The sequence below is a fragment of the Enterococcus caccae ATCC BAA-1240 genome (assembly GCF_000407145.1).
GTDB classification, from domain to species: domain Bacteria; phylum Bacillota; class Bacilli; order Lactobacillales; family Enterococcaceae; genus Enterococcus_L; species Enterococcus_L caccae.
Genome location: NZ_KE136473.1, coordinates 645,125 through 659,045, shown reverse-complemented (window position 1 = coordinate 659,045; position 13,921 = coordinate 645,125). Strand labels below are relative to the sequence as shown.

At 36.3% G+C, this 13,921-nt stretch carries 16 protein-coding genes; 2 read left to right on the top strand and 14 right to left on the bottom strand.

Annotated features, from left to right (window positions below; translation table 11 throughout):
- Position 1 precedes the first annotated feature (1 nt).
- From I580_RS08625 to yidD, 9 genes are all read right to left on the bottom strand, one after another.
- A complete protein-coding gene (locus I580_RS08625) occupies positions 2 to 571 on the bottom strand; it encodes a hypothetical protein (RefSeq protein WP_010771582.1) in 570 nt (189 codons plus the stop codon).
- A 247-nt stretch (positions 572 to 818) separates the two neighbouring features.
- The gene (locus tag I580_RS08620) at positions 819 to 1,472 is read right to left on the bottom strand and encodes a CBS domain-containing protein (protein ID WP_010771581.1); all 654 of its coding nucleotides are present in this window, start codon (positions 1,470 to 1,472) and stop codon (positions 819 to 821) included.
- Between the two features lie 4 nt (positions 1,473 to 1,476).
- Entirely contained in the window at positions 1,477 to 2,178 is a 702-nt protein-coding gene (locus I580_RS08615; protein WP_010771580.1) for an ABC transporter ATP-binding protein, read from the bottom strand.
- A complete protein-coding gene (locus tag I580_RS08610; RefSeq protein WP_010771579.1) occupies positions 2,178 to 2,954 on the bottom strand; it encodes an ABC transporter ATP-binding protein in 777 nt (258 codons plus the stop codon). The genes I580_RS08615 and I580_RS08610 overlap by 1 nt, the downstream gene beginning before the upstream one ends.
- Positions 2,935 to 3,903 carry a branched-chain amino acid ABC transporter permease gene (locus tag I580_RS08605; RefSeq protein ID WP_010771578.1) on the bottom strand — a complete coding sequence of 323 codons (969 nt, stop codon included), beginning with the start codon at positions 3,901 to 3,903 and terminating at the stop codon, positions 2,935 to 2,937. The genes I580_RS08610 and I580_RS08605 overlap by 20 nt, the downstream gene beginning before the upstream one ends.
- 9 nt (positions 3,904 to 3,912) lie before the next feature.
- The gene (locus tag I580_RS08600; RefSeq protein ID WP_010771577.1) at positions 3,913 to 4,791 is read right to left on the bottom strand and encodes a branched-chain amino acid ABC transporter permease; all 879 of its coding nucleotides are present in this window, start codon (positions 4,789 to 4,791) and stop codon (positions 3,913 to 3,915) included.
- Positions 4,792 to 4,905: 114 nt separating this feature from the next.
- Entirely contained in the window at positions 4,906 to 6,072 is a 1,167-nt protein-coding gene (locus I580_RS08595; RefSeq protein WP_010771576.1) for an ABC transporter substrate-binding protein, read from the bottom strand.
- Between the two features lie 372 nt (positions 6,073 to 6,444).
- Positions 6,445 to 7,320, bottom strand: coding sequence for an ROK family protein (locus I580_RS08590; protein WP_010771575.1), 876 nt, complete (start codon positions 7,318 to 7,320; stop codon positions 6,445 to 6,447).
- Positions 7,321 to 7,339: 19 nt separating this feature from the next.
- Positions 7,340 to 7,630 (bottom strand): membrane protein insertion efficiency factor YidD, encoded by a 291-nt coding sequence (gene yidD / locus I580_RS08585; RefSeq protein WP_010771574.1) that lies wholly within the window; start codon positions 7,628 to 7,630, stop codon positions 7,340 to 7,342.
- A gap of 218 nt (positions 7,631 to 7,848) precedes the next feature.
- Here yidD and I580_RS17090 point away from each other — a divergent pair, with 218 nt between their 5' ends.
- Positions 7,849 to 7,998: an SPJ_0845 family protein gene (locus I580_RS17090; protein ID WP_010771573.1), complete on the top strand. Its 150-nt coding sequence runs from the start codon at positions 7,849 to 7,851 to the stop codon at positions 7,996 to 7,998.
- Positions 7,999 to 8,040: 42 nt separating this feature from the next.
- Here I580_RS17090 and yihA read toward each other — a convergent pair whose 3' ends face one another.
- Positions 8,041 to 8,625 carry a ribosome biogenesis GTP-binding protein YihA/YsxC gene (gene yihA / locus I580_RS08580; protein WP_010771572.1) on the bottom strand — a complete coding sequence of 195 codons (585 nt, stop codon included), beginning with the start codon at positions 8,623 to 8,625 and terminating at the stop codon, positions 8,041 to 8,043.
- A gap of 149 nt (positions 8,626 to 8,774) precedes the next feature.
- A complete protein-coding gene (gene clpX / locus I580_RS08575) occupies positions 8,775 to 10,028 on the bottom strand; it encodes an ATP-dependent Clp protease ATP-binding subunit ClpX (protein WP_010771571.1) in 1,254 nt (417 codons plus the stop codon).
- A 189-nt stretch (positions 10,029 to 10,217) separates the two neighbouring features.
- Between clpX and I580_RS08570 the strand changes: the two genes are divergently transcribed.
- A complete protein-coding gene (locus I580_RS08570; protein WP_010771570.1) occupies positions 10,218 to 11,246 on the top strand; it encodes a lactonase family protein in 1,029 nt (342 codons plus the stop codon).
- A gap of 154 nt (positions 11,247 to 11,400) precedes the next feature.
- On the opposite strand, the gene I580_RS08565 is transcribed toward I580_RS08570, so the two are convergent.
- From I580_RS08565 to I580_RS08555, 3 genes are all read right to left on the bottom strand, one after another.
- Entirely contained in the window at positions 11,401 to 12,252 is an 852-nt protein-coding gene (locus tag I580_RS08565) for a MurR/RpiR family transcriptional regulator (RefSeq protein WP_010771569.1), read from the bottom strand.
- Between the two features lie 83 nt (positions 12,253 to 12,335).
- Entirely contained in the window at positions 12,336 to 13,463 is a 1,128-nt protein-coding gene (gene anmK, locus I580_RS08560) for an anhydro-N-acetylmuramic acid kinase AnmK (RefSeq protein WP_010771568.1), read from the bottom strand.
- Between the two features lie 125 nt (positions 13,464 to 13,588).
- On the bottom strand, positions 13,589 to 13,861 hold the full coding sequence (locus I580_RS08555) for a hypothetical protein (protein ID WP_010771567.1): 273 nt from the start codon (positions 13,859 to 13,861) through the stop codon (positions 13,589 to 13,591).
- Between the last annotated feature and the right edge of the window lie 60 nt (positions 13,862 to 13,921).

The window sequence follows — 13,921 nt, the reverse complement described above, 5'->3', positions numbered from 1 at the left end:
ATTAAGCTAGTTTGTTTTTTCTGCTCACGAATACTGCACCTGCTGCAGCTACGATCAATGAGCCAAAAGTAATGCCGCTTAATGCGTAATTTGATCCTGTGTTTTTCACTGGAGTTCCAGCATTGTAAACAGGCGCACCATTAGCATCAGTAATAATTAAGTTACCATTGCTACCAAAAGTGATTTTCACACCAACAGCATTTCCAGCAGCAATCACATAATTTTGTACTTGAGAAATTACGTTAGCAGGCAATAATTTAATTGCACCTGCAAGAGAATTAGCTCTTGAAGTATCAACTGATACGCCTCCAACTAATGCACGAGCTGCTTGGATATTTTTTACAGCTTCATCTGCTTGACCTTGTGTTAAATCAACACGTTTCAAGTGATTTTCAACTGCATTTGTTTCAGATGCTGCGAAATGGAAAGTTTTACCTCCGATTGTTAAGCCGGCATTCAATTCATTAACAACAGTTTGTTCTGTTGCTGAAATAGCACCGTCAGCAGAAGCAGTTGTAGTAAAGCAAAACACTGCAACCGCAGCAACGATAAATCCAATAACTTTTTTCATTTTTCTTCCTCCCATCTTAAATATTTATAATCAATTACAGAATGATCTGTAATAATTATACCAACAATAACCCCTATTGTTTGAGGACATAAAGAAAGAATATTAAAGAGTTGAATACTTTAATATTCAGGTGTGAGTAAAAGCATTGTTGCTTACCTCACTATATAAAACTATCACATGCCAATCTAATAGTCAAACTCTTTTTCGGGAAAAAATTTATCGTGATTTCTTGCCACTTTTCTCTTTTTTATCCTTTTTTTGACATAAATATAGCTTCAAAAACATCATAATTTGCTTCTTTTAAAATTTTTTCAATTTTATCTGTCTCACGACTTTCAATTTGCAGTTCTACAACTGTTTCTAGCTCTTTTCGGTTAACAATGACCGTTAAGATACTAAAATTATTTTCTGCTAACAGTTTCGTGATTTCAGCTAAAATTCCTTTGTGATCTTCTAAAATTCGCAATTGCACTCTAGTCCCACCGTCATTATAGCCAGTAATTTTTAAGAATGCATCAAAAATATCATTATTTGTAATAATGCCAACAAGTGTCTCATTTGTATCCACTACCGGTAATACACCGATGTTGTTTTGACGCATTTTAAATATGCCATCTTCTAAAGAGGCTGCCGGCTTGATTGTTTGAACCGATTTGACCATTACATCTTCGACAGTGGTTTTATTTAGCAAGTAATTTACTTCATAAACGCTTAAACTTGTTGCTTTTGAGGGCATTGCAGATTGAATCGTTCCTTCTGTGATCAATCCGATCAGTCGATCATTTTTGACCACGGGTAAACGATGAATATTATTTTTTTTCATCAAATCTACGGCATCAAAGATTTTCATTTCTGGTTGTGCAACGACTAAATTTTTTGTCATAAAATCACTTACACTCATGCTATTAGCCTCCTAAATATGCTTTTTTCACTTCTTCACTTTCTAGTATTTCTTTTCCTGGACCGCTCAAAACAACTTCGCCGGTTTCTAAAACATAACCTCGATCTGCAATGGAAAGAGCCATTTTAGCATTTTGTTCAATTAACAAAACAGTTGTTCCTTGTTTATTTATTTCTTTTATAATATTAAAAATTTCTTGAATAAAAATTGGTGCCAAGCCCATTGATGGTTCATCCAATAATAGTAATCTTGGTTTAGACATCAATGCACGTCCCATAGCCAACATCTGTTGTTCTCCGCCCGATAAAGTAGCTGCATCTTGATTTTTTCGTTCTTTTAGAATAGGGAAACGCTCAAAAATCATTTCATAATCCTGTTTTAATTCGCCATCTTTTCTCAAGAAAGCGCCCATCTCTAAATTTTCCTGAACGGTTAATCCAGCAAAAACATGCCGACCTTCTGGAACTTGGCACAATCCTGATGCAACGATTTTTTGCGGAACCATTTTTTGAATTTGTTGCCCTTCGAAAGTTATCGTTCCGTTCGAAGGTCGATTCAATCCAGAAATCGTTCTTAAAATTGTCGTTTTCCCTGCTCCATTAGCACCGATCAAGGATACGATTTCGCCTTCTTTTACATTAAAATTTACATCGCGTACAGCTTGAATCACACCATAATGGACGGATAAATTTTCAATTGTCAACATTATAGTTCACCTCCAAGATAAGCTTCGATCACACGGGGATCGTTTTTAATGTCTTCTGGTTTTCCTTCAGCAATGATTCTGCCATATTCTAAAACATAAATTCTCTGACACACTTCCATTACCAAACTCATATCATGTTCGATCAACACAATCGTGATTTGAAATTCTTTTTGAATTTTTCTGATCAATTCTGTTAATTCAGCTGTTTCTTGTGGATTCATTCCAGCTGCTGGTTCGTCTAAAAACAATACTTTAGGTTGTGTCGCTAAAGCACGTACGATTTCCAAACGTCTTTGCTCACCATAAGGAAGATTTTTAGCCAGTGTTTGAACTTTGTCTTCTAAACCAAAAATCGCAAGTAGTTCCAGCACCTTTTTTTCCATTTCTTCTTCTTTTTTATAAAAAGATGGGAAACGTAAAATGCTAGTAAGAATTCCTTCTTTATTTTTACTGTTCATGGCGATTAATACGTTATCCATTACTGTTAAATCTTTAAATAAACGAATATTTTGGAACGTTCGACTTAGTCCCATATCTGCAATTTTGTATGGTTTCATACCATTTAACACATGTTCTTTGCCTAAAACATCTAATGTGACCGTTCCCTCACTTGGTTCATAAACACCAGTTAAAAGATTAAACAACGTTGTTTTTCCAGCACCATTGGGTCCGATCAATCCAATCAGTTCATTCGTTTCTAAAGACAGATTGACATTTGAAACAGCAGCAAGTCCACCAAAGTTTTTGGTTAAATGATTAACTTTCAATAGAGGCATTTGATTTGTCCTCCTTTTTCTCGAATAATTTCTTTACAGAAAATTCCCATGTCCCAAGCAGTCCACCTGGTTTGAAAATCATAATGATAATTAATGCCAACGCATAGATGATCATTCTTAATGCACCCGCATCTTGTAAAAACATGTTTAAAATGCCTAATACAATCGCGGCAATAAAAGTACCCGTCACGCTACCAATTCCACCAAAGACCACAATAATCAAAATATCAATTGATTTCATGAAACCAAAATCTTTTGGTGCGATCGTTTGAACATAACTTGAATAGATAGCTCCTGCAACACTGGCAGTAATCGCACCGATGATAAAAGCAGCTACTTTATATTTCGTTGTATTTACCCCCATAGATTCGGCAGCAATCTCATCTTCTCGAATTGCCATTGTCGCACGCCCTGGACCACTGTGGATAAAATTGACGATGACCAATGTCACTGCGACAACAAAACCAAAGACCATTACCCAATTAACCATCGGAGGAATACCAAAAATCCCCGCTGGTCCATTTGTTAGCTCTTTCATATTAATAATAATAATTCGAATAATCTCCGAAATTCCTAAAGTTGCAATTGCTAAATAATCTCCTTTAAGTCGCAATGTGGGAATTCCAACTAATAGCGCTACAATACCTGATATAACAATTCCTAGTAAAATCCCGCTAAAAAATCCACCCATTGTTGGATATTTGACAGACATGATCGCCGCACTATACGCTCCAATCGCCATAAAACCTGCATGCCCTAAAGAAAATTGACCTGAAAAACCTATAATTAAATTCAATCCTAGCGCCAACATAATATTGATACCGATCGTAATCAAGGTATATTCGGTAAACGGTGTGATGACCCCCGTCACATACAATACATAGATAAAAGCATAGGCTAGCGCAGCAATCAAAAGCCAAACGAGATTATATTTTAAATTCTTTTTCATGTATGCCACCTACACTTTCTCTTTGATATTCTTGCCGAGAATCCCAGCAGGACGAATCAATAAAATAATAATCAGTAATGCATAGACAACTGCATCTTTATAATCTGAAAAACCAAGAGCAATTGTAACAGTCTCTAATAAGCCAATTACAAAACCACCTAGTGCCGCTCCAGGAATAATGCCAATCCCACCTAAAACTGCAGCGACAAATGATTTAAGTCCTGGAACAACTCCCATCATTGGATCGATGGAATTATAATACAGCCCAATCAACATACCAGCTGCCGCAGCCAAAGCTGAACCTAATGCAAACGTAAAGGAAATCGTACGATTAACATTGATCCCCATCAATTGTGCTGCATCCGCATCAACTGAAACTGCCCGCATCGCTTTCCCCATTTTTGTTTTTTTAACAATCATTTGCAAGGCAATCATCAATACTAGTGAAATAACTAAAATAAGAACTTGAATGTTTGATATTTGAATAAAACCAAGTTGATAATTTTTAAATTCAATTGCTTGAGGAAATGATTTTTTTTCTGGTCCTAACCAGTAAATCATTCCATTTTGTAGTAAAAATGACACACCAATCGCTGTGATCAAGGCTGCAATTCTTGTTGATTTTCTTAGTGGTCGGTAAGCCAAAAATTCAATCACAACTCCTATCACGGCTGCTCCTGCCATTGATAAAATCAGAGCCGGGAAAAATCCTAAACTTAGCTTGTTGATGAAGAAATACCCCATAAATCCACCTAGCATATAGATTTCTCCATGAGCGAAGTTGATCAATTTAATAATCCCATAAACCATTGTATACCCTAACGCTAATAGCGCATAAATACTCCCTAGAAAAAGTCCATTTACTAGTTGTTGGATTACTACTTCCATGTTTATCACGTCCAATATTTTAGAATAATTGCTGTTCGCTTAAAGTAAAAAGAGGATGGACAAAACGTGGAACCTTGTCTCACCCTCTTTTTTTCGTCTCACTAATTTTGGTCTTTAAGGATTTACAGCATCTGCAGATGTTTCTTTTCCTTCTGTCAATCCTAATACAACTGCAGATTTTTCAGGATTGTGATCTTTGTCCATCGTCATTTTTCCTGTTACACCAACAAAATCTTTTAATGAAGCTAAACCTTCTGTGATGTCTTTTGAATCTGCTGAATCCTTATCTTCCATTGCTTGTTTCAACATGTAAACTGAATCATATCCCAAAGCGTTGAAGGCAGATGGTTGTTTGTCATATTTTTTCTTGAATGCCTCTACAAAAGGCGTTACTTTGTCTGTTGCAGGTGCTTTTTCTGAGAAGTGTCCAGTGTAATAAACTTCTGAAACATTTTTCGCGCCCGCAATTTCAACTAATTTTTCATCGCCAAATCCGTCAGCACCAAGAATTGGTTTATTGATCCCCATTTCACGCGCTTGTTTGATGATCAATCCTGCTTCTGCATAGTAACCTGGAATGTAGATGGCATCGTAATCAAGATCTTTGATTTTCGTTAAAATGGCTTGGAAATCTTTATCTCCAGCAGTAAATGTTTCTTCTTTAGCGATTTTACCTTTAAACGTATCTTTGAATGATTTCGTTAAGCCAATTGCATAATCACTTGAGTTATCACCAATAATCACAACATTTTTCGCTTTCAAGTTGTCTTGAGCAAAGTTTGCTAAGATAACACCTTGGAATGTATCTTGGAAACATGCTCTAAAAATATATTCTTGAACTTTATCGTTTACAACAGTGATGCTGTCATCCGTACCTGAAGGTGTAATCACAGGAACTGCTGCTTTGGTCATATTCGGAATTGTCGCTTTTGTTGCACCAGATGTTGCTGGGCCAACGACTGCAACAACTTTATCTTTTGCTGTTAAGTTAGCTGCTACGGATGTTGCTTCACCATTTTCAGATTTATTATCTTTTTCGATCAATTCTAATTTTTTCCCTAACACACCACCAGCTTCGTTGATTTCTTCAACAGCTAATGTGATTCCTTCTTTTTCAGCATTCCCATATGCTGAAACATCTCCAGAAAGTTCCATGTTCATTCCGATTTTGATCGTATCACCGTCAACCTTATTTCCACCACCACTTGCGCCTCCGCCAGCTGCTGGACCACATGCTGCTAATAAAAATAGACTAGCAAATAAAAAGCTAAATTTTTTCATTTTGTTTCCCCCTTGGTTTTAAAGCTTGTTGTGCGGGTCAGCTCTGACTGAACATAGGAAAAACAGAATGTGGTGCTTTTTATCACAATCCATTTTTATCTTTTTCTTAAAGAGCTAGCACAAAAAGCTAGATGATTTTAAAGCTAAACGAATTCGTAAAGCCAGATAATTTTCTTCGCGTATATAATTATTAAAGAAGTATGTATACAAATATAATCAATTCCTTAAGAAATGTCAACGAATTTTCAGAAAATTTCTATAATTCAAATTATTAAGAATCCTTCCTGCCTTAAACCTCTTAATTTTATTTGTTATTTTAGCAAAAAAAAACGTCTCCTCGTTATCAGCAATGAGACGTTTTCATCGTATTCGTTACTTGTTATTTTGAATCGTAATAAAGTTTGCAGCTGCTCCAATCAAGTTCGCATCATTTTCATACTTACACGTTACAATTTCAGGTACAAAATCATTCAATTCAAAATGCGCTAGTTTTTCTTTCATTCGACGATTAATTTCATCTAATAGGCCTTTTTTAGCAGAAACACCCCCGCCTAAAACAATAATCTCTGGATCAAGTGAAAATTGAATACTAAACAATCCTTGTGTTAAATACTCGTAAAAATTATTGACTTCTTCTATTGCTAATTTATCACCCGACTCAGCCAAATCAAAGACTTCTTCTCCTGAATAGGTTTCCTTTGCCACACCTTTTCGTTCGCAATAACGCCACGCCATTTGCACAGCTGTTCCTAATTTGCTAAAAGTTTTTCCTTCATTTAGATACATCAGTCCAAATTCACCACCATACAGATGGGCTCCTTTAGCGATTTGTCCATTATGAAAAATTGCCCCACCGATTCCAGTGCCAACAACTACAAAAGCAACCTCTTTTTTGCCTTTCGCTGCTCCCTCATAAATCTCAGCTATACCAGCGCAATTTGCATCATTTTCGATCGTAACAGGAAGATTGAATAGTTCTTCTAGTTCTTTAAAAATATTAAAACCATGAATATAAGGAATAGCGGAAATTCCGTTAATCATTTGTTTTTGGACATCTACCACTCCTGGTGCACTTAACGCCACACCTACCAACTCTTGCTCTACTTCATTCAATACTGCTAATAATGACGCTTTCATTTCTTCCCATGTTTTTGGTGTTTTAAACTTACCTTTATTAGTCATGTCTTGACCATCCCAAATTCCATGTTTTACTGCCGAACCACCAAAATCAAATGCTAAAATTGCCATCCTATAAGCCCGCCTTCATCTATTTAGTGTGTTTGTTTCTTCTATAATTGTAAGGACCATGGTATTCTTGATCCGGATTTCTCTTTAAACTGAACTTCAACGGTACGTAATCAATACCGCCTTTCGTTAGCGGATGACATCGTAAAAATCTCGCCGTTCCCATCGTTACACCTTTGATGCTGCCATGTGTTTGAATCGCATCAATCATATATTGTGAACATGTTGGATGATAGCGACAACTAGCTGGAAGTCCAGGCGAAATGAAACGCTGATAGCCACGCACCATACCTACAAAAATATTTCCTGCCATTTCGTCCCTCTTTTCTCTATTCGAAAAAACTATACCCTGTTTTATAATCGAATGCAAGTTTACAAATTGAAAGTAGAACTATTTCTAGATAAATTCTTATAATTTGAAAAAGAAAACTATTCAAATTTCTGAAAGGATGCTAAACTAGAGAAAAGAAGTGAGCGCTAATCAGTCGCATAAGCTTCTATCCAATCTAAAATGAAATGGAGCAAATCACTATGGGCTTGAAATTTGAACGCACAGACGACCTAGATAAATTATTCGATTCTTTTGCAGTTGATCCTAAAAAAGTCGAAATGCCAAAAGAAGAATTAGAAAAGCAAGCAGCAAAAGCCGAACAAAAAGAAGAGAAGAAAAAAGAACAATAAAAAATAGCGCTGACGTCTCAATGAAGTCGTCGGCGCTATTTTTTATGGTAAATATTTCTCAATGGCTTGCCATGCTTCTTCTTTCCCTTCTTTAGTTTGTGAAGAGAAAAGAATAAAGTCATCAGATTTGTCAAAATTCAGCGCTTTTTTGATGATGCTTTCATGTTTGTTCCATTTACCACGAGGAATTTTATCTTTTTTCGTTGCCACAATAATTACTGGAATCTCATAGTATTTTAAAAACTCATACATTTGAATATCTTCTTGTGTTGGTGCATGACGTAAATCAACTAAAGATACGACCGCTTTTAATTGTTCTCTGGTCGTCATATAAGTTTCGATCATCTCGCCCCACTTAGCCCGTTCTGTCTTAGAAACTTTGGCATAACCATATCCTGGAACATCCACAAAATGCAATGCATCTTCAATCAGGTAAAAATTCAATGTTTGGGTTTTCCCTGGTTTTCCAGAGGTTCTAGCTAAATTTTTGCGATTGATCAACGTATTGATGAATGATGATTTACCAACATTTGAACGTCCTGCTAAAGCGATTTCTGGAAGTTCTGTTTCTGGATATTGCTTTGGTGATACAGCACTTATAATAATTTCAGCGTTATGAACCTTCATATTCTAACCTCCGATCCGATTGATTTCAATAAAAAACGGCGGAACAGAAGCAACTCCTCTGAACTAAGCTGAAATTGAAAAAGTTGACAAACACTTTTCATCAATTCCCGCTTACTTCTCGGAACGAAACACTTCTGTCCCAACCTCAATTAACCAGCTTTTTTATCTTTTTTATTTGAAACGATTACCGGTTTGCCTGTACCTTCTACAGCCATTTCAGTAATGATAACTTTTTCGATTGTATCATCAGATGGTACATCAAACATTACATCCATCATGATCTCTTCGATGATTGAACGTAAACCACGAGCCCCAGTATTGCGTTCGATTGCTTTATTCGCAATCGCACGAAGAGCATCCGTTTCAAATTCTAGTTCCGTGTCATCTAAAGACAATAATTTTTGATATTGTTTCACTAAAGCATTCTTAGGTTCAGTTAAGATACGAACTAAATCATCTGTCGTCAACTTCTCTAATGCAGCTGTAACTGGTAAGCGTCCGATAAATTCAGGGATCAAACCAAATTTCAATAAATCTTCTGGAATGATTTGTTGCATCACACTTTCATCCTCGTTCAGCTTACTGTTATTTGTACCAAACCCAATTGTTTTTTCGCCTAAACGATTTTTGACCATTGTTTCGATACCATCAAAAGCTCCACCGACAATAAATAAGACATTCGTTGTGTCGATTTGGATGAATTCTTGATGTGGATGTTTGCGTCCTCCTTGCGGTGGCACGCTGGCAACTGTTCCTTCTAAAATTTTAAGTAACGCTTGCTGTACTCCTTCACCTGAAACATCTCTTGTGATCGACACATTTTCACTCTTGCGGGCGATTTTGTCGATTTCATCAATATAAATGATGCCTTTTTCAGCTCGTTCCACATTAAAATCAGCAGATTGTAATAGTTTCAATAGAATATTCTCTACGTCTTCTCCTACATATCCTGCTTCTGTCAAACTAGTTGCATCAGCAATCGCAAATGGTACATTTAAAGTTCTAGCCAATGTTTGGGCTAAAAATGTTTTCCCAGAACCTGTTGGGCCAATTAAACAAATATTGCTCTTTTGTAATTCTACATCTTCAGAGCTTGAATTTTCTGATTGATTTACACGTTTATAGTGATTATAGACAGCCACTGCTAATGAGCGTTTTGCCTGATCTTGTCCAATGACATATTCGTTTAAGACATCCAAAATTTCTTGAGGTTTCGGGACATCCGTTAATTCACGTACGGCTTCATCGTAAAATTCTTCATCAATAATCTCTTTACATAGGTCGATACATTCATTACAAATATAGACACCAGGTCCAGCAACGATTTTTTTCACTTCTTCTTGTGTTTTACCACAGAATGAACAGCGAACTGCACCATTGTTGCTATTTGTATTATCGTACATGCGTGTCACCTCTCTAAAATTAAAAATGACTGTCGTTACAGTCTTAAAATATAATAGCATAAATCAAGTGAAAATGCGAACATTGGATTTATAAAGATTTACTAAATAAAGGAATTCTTATGGTATACTAAAAGAGTTAAATCAATTGCTGATTCTTATAAACATTCAGTAAAAAATGGAGGGAATTTCATGCTGGAACAAATTTTATTAGGGACGTATACACGTAGAGAAAGTAAAGGGATTTATCAGATAGCACTGGATACAGAAAAAGAAACACTTTCAGACGCAACTTTATTAGTAGAAGAAACTAGCCCAACATACTTAGCACTCAATCAAAAAGGCGACTTATTCAATGTCACTTCCGTTGATGGTGAAGGTGGTATGGCTGCTTACAAACATAACAATGGGCACTTTGACTTACTTAATAAAGTAACGGAAGCTGGCGCTCCTCCATGTTATGTGGCGATTGATGAAGAAAAACAATTCGTTTTTGGTGCAAATTATCACCAAGGAATTGTTCATGTTTATCGTATTTTAGCGGATGGACAGTTGGAACATACTGATAAAATCGTTCATGATGAGCCAACTGGACCTCATGAAAATCAAGACAATGCGCATGTTCATTATACAGACTTAACGCCAGATCGTCGGCTAGCAGTTTGTGATCTTGGCACCGATCGTGTTTATACCTATGACGTTAGCGAAGATGGTAAATTATCTGAGGTAGCTCAATATATCGCTGAACCTGGAACAGGTCCTCGTCATTTAGTCTTCCATCCAAATAATCAATATGCCTATCTTTTTGGTGAGTTGGACAGCACAGTGACTGTTTTAGCATACAATGCAGCAGATGGTTCCTTTGAACAAGTGCAAAAAGTATCCACTTTACCAGATGGTTTCAATGAATTCAATGGTGGTGCTGCGATTCGGATATCAGCTGATGGACGCTTTGTATACGCATCAAATCGTGGACATGATTCGATTGCGGTTTTCGCAGTAGCAGAAAATGGCAGTAATGTAGAACGTATCCAATTGATTGCTACAGAAGGCGAGATTCCTAGAGATTTTGATTTAGATCCTACAGGTAAATTTGTCGTTGCAGCAAATCAAAATACCGATAACTTAACGCTTTATCGTCGTGATGAAGCAACCGGTCTTTTGACTATGATTCAAAAAGATGTTTATGCACCTGAATGTGTGTGTGTATATTTTAAATAGAAAGAACGCCACCGCACTTGTTTTTTACTTTGCGTCACTTTCTTTGAAAATTTAGAAAAAAATATAAAAGGCCGTTATCAAAGTGATAAAACAACTTTGATAATAGCCTTTTCTCTTTTGCTAAATTAAAAAGAGAGACAATACAATCACTGCTCTAATGTTCATATTTTCTCACTTCCGCTTTTGATTCTTGAATCATTTCTATTGTTTGTTCAAAATTTCGTGAAGCATATGCATAAAACAAAACATCTACCACAATAAATTGATCGTGCAGGGAAGTCGTTGCGGCGCTTCTTAATGCAGCTTCATTGGAACGAACTGTTTGCAACATGTATTCCGCTTTATTTGTCAACGTATTATTGCCAAACTGTGACAACCCAATTGTTTTCAATTGATGCTTTTTTGCTACGTCAAGCAATCTTACTACTTCTTTTGTTTCTCCCGAATGTGAAATACAGAAAAACACGGCTTCTTTTGGTGCTGAAACTAAAATCGTCACTAATACATGTGGGTCTTGAACGCAGACAACCGTTTTACCTATCCGATTCCATTTTTGCGCAATATTTTCGGCAACTAAATAAGAAGCGCCGATTCCAAAAACATAAATGATCGGAGCAGCAACTAATACATCCACGATTGTTTCAACTCGTTGTTCTTTTAATAGAGCTACTGTTTCTTGCATTGATTGATACGCATTACCTAATAGCTTGGTTTTGATTTCATCTACTGATTCATTTGCCGTGATATCCGAGTATCCTTCATAAATAGGCGCTTCGATTTCAGCTGACAAGCGGATTTTTAATTGAGTAAAACTAGGGACATCGATTTTTTTACAAAAACGAATCACTGTTGCCGGACTTGTTCCAGCATAGTTTGATAACTCAGAAGCAGTCATATCGATCACCATTGATGGATTATCTAATATGGTCCGACCAATTTTTCGTTCAGAATTTGGTAATACATCAAGCATACTGACAATTCTTCCTTGGATATTTTCGCCACTCATTGTTTCAGCTCCTTTTTCTTCATTCATTTCATTGTATGTAATAAGGGCGAATTTTGTCTACTCGCCCATCGATTAAGATACTATCAATAATAGGTAATGCTACCTAAGGGGACAGATTTTTTAGCACCTGTAGCATTGGGTACATTTCCTGAACAACGTTGTAATGTTTGGTTTGCCAAAACCGCCATAGCAATTGCTTCTTTTGCTTCTGAAGAAAAGCCTAGGTCCTCTTGAATCAGTACATGAACTTCAGGAAGTTCTGTTCTGATCATTCCAATTAACGTTTGATTATAACTGCCTCCTCCGCCAATAATCAACTCAGTTGGTCCTGCGATAAAAGGTTGAACCGCTTTAGCAATTGATTTTGCAGTAAACATTGTGGCTGTTGCGATAAAATCATTTGGTTCAAGCAGCCATTTTTCAAGCAAAGCTGTAGTGAATTGTTTGCCAAAATCTTCCCGTCCGGTTGTTTTTGGATATGGTTTTTGAATATAAGGATGTGCCATCAATTCATCTAATAAGGCTAGACTTACTTTCCCTTGACTGGCATAGGTTCCACCTTTATCATATTCTTCATTATAAAACTGCAAACATAATTCATTCATGATAACATTGCCTGGACCAGTATCAAAAGCAATCATGTCTGTGATTTCTCCTGATTTAGGAATCACTGTCACATTACCGATTCCACCAATATTTTGTAATAATCTTGTTGTATCCGATTTTTGATATAGCACATATTCGGAATATGGAACAATCGGCGCACCTTGACCTCCGACAGCCATATCCCGCTCTCTAAAATTCGAAACTACAGTCGTTTTCGTCCATTCACAAATGATTGCTGGATCTCCAATTTGCAATGTTGAAGCATAAAATGTATCTCGAGCAAAGGGAATATGGAAAAGGGTTTGCCCATGACTACCAATGAATGCTAAATCATCTAAAGAAATGCCTGATTTTTTACAAACATCTAAGGCAGCCTGAGCAAAAGCTTGACCTAACTCAATATTCAACGAACAAATTTTCTCTACATCCGAATGCTCCAATGATAAAGCCTCACGAACTCTTTGTAGTGTTGGCTTCCCAAAAGGCACTGTTAAAAAGTCTATCAACTTGACGGTTGTTGTTTCATTTTTACCAGAAATATCCACCAATGCTGCATCGATACCGTCTAATGAAGTACCAGACATTAAACCAATTGCATACACCATCTTTTCTCCTCTATTCTACTAATTTAATACTATTCATTTAAAAATTTATTTTGCTATTAAATTCATCTCCGTTTAGATTTCGGCTATACTACTAGAATTTTGGTAAACTGAAATACCTACTTTCTTTATCGATTTTGCGTTGTCCTATTTTTTTCTACTTGCAAACGGTTGCTTTCAAAAAAGACGACTGCCAATAGCCCACTAACCCCATAAATGACCTGTTTGATTATTTCTGACATAGTTGGAAACATCAGGGTCGGTATTAATGCAATCAAAAAAACAGAACAGCCGATCAACCAACGATTAGGCAATAAATTCTTCTTTTTTAAATAATGAGTTAACATCAACCCACCGATGATAAACAAAATACTTACTGCCATAAACAAGATTTTCGTCATTTTTATTTCCTCCTATCTTCCAACTTTAAACGAAATGAGGAACGAAAACTCGTTTAGAGA

Coding starts and splice junctions, on each gene's coding strand:
- I580_RS08565 (WP_010771569.1), bottom strand. CDS start 12,252: ATGAGTGGCGAAAATATCCAAGGAAGAATTGTCAGTATGCTTGATGTA.
- I580_RS08570 (WP_010771570.1), top strand. CDS start 10,218: ATGCTGGAACAAATTTTATTAGGGACGTATACACGTAGAGAAAGTAAA.
- I580_RS08610 (WP_010771579.1), bottom strand. CDS start 2,954: ATGCCTCTATTGAAAGTTAATCATTTAACCAAAAACTTTGGTGGACTT.
- I580_RS08595 (WP_010771576.1), bottom strand. CDS start 6,072: ATGAAAAAATTTAGCTTTTTATTTGCTAGTCTATTTTTATTAGCAGCA.
- I580_RS08620 (WP_010771581.1), bottom strand. CDS start 1,472: ATGAGTGTAAGTGATTTTATGACAAAAAATTTAGTCGTTGCACAACCA.
- I580_RS08600 (WP_010771577.1), bottom strand. CDS start 4,791: ATGGAAGTAGTAATCCAACAACTAGTAAATGGACTTTTTCTAGGGAGT.
- anmK (WP_010771568.1), bottom strand. CDS start 13,463: ATGGTGTATGCAATTGGTTTAATGTCTGGTACTTCATTAGACGGTATC.
- I580_RS08605 (WP_010771578.1), bottom strand. CDS start 3,903: ATGAAAAAGAATTTAAAATATAATCTCGTTTGGCTTTTGATTGCTGCG.
- yihA (WP_010771572.1), bottom strand. CDS start 8,625: ATGAAGGTTCATAACGCTGAAATTATTATAAGTGCTGTATCACCAAAG.
- I580_RS17090 (WP_010771573.1), top strand. CDS start 7,849: ATGGGCTTGAAATTTGAACGCACAGACGACCTAGATAAATTATTCGAT.
- I580_RS08590 (WP_010771575.1), bottom strand. CDS start 7,320: ATGGCAATTTTAGCATTTGATTTTGGTGGTTCGGCAGTAAAACATGGA.
- I580_RS08615 (WP_010771580.1), bottom strand. CDS start 2,178: ATGTTGACAATTGAAAATTTATCCGTCCATTATGGTGTGATTCAAGCT.
- I580_RS08625 (WP_010771582.1), bottom strand. CDS start 571: ATGAAAAAAGTTATTGGATTTATCGTTGCTGCGGTTGCAGTGTTTTGC.
- yidD (WP_010771574.1), bottom strand. CDS start 7,630: ATGGCAGGAAATATTTTTGTAGGTATGGTGCGTGGCTATCAGCGTTTC.
- I580_RS08555 (WP_010771567.1), bottom strand. CDS start 13,861: ATGACGAAAATCTTGTTTATGGCAGTAAGTATTTTGTTTATCATCGGT.
- clpX (WP_010771571.1), bottom strand. CDS start 10,028: ATGTACGATAATACAAATAGCAACAATGGTGCAGTTCGCTGTTCATTC.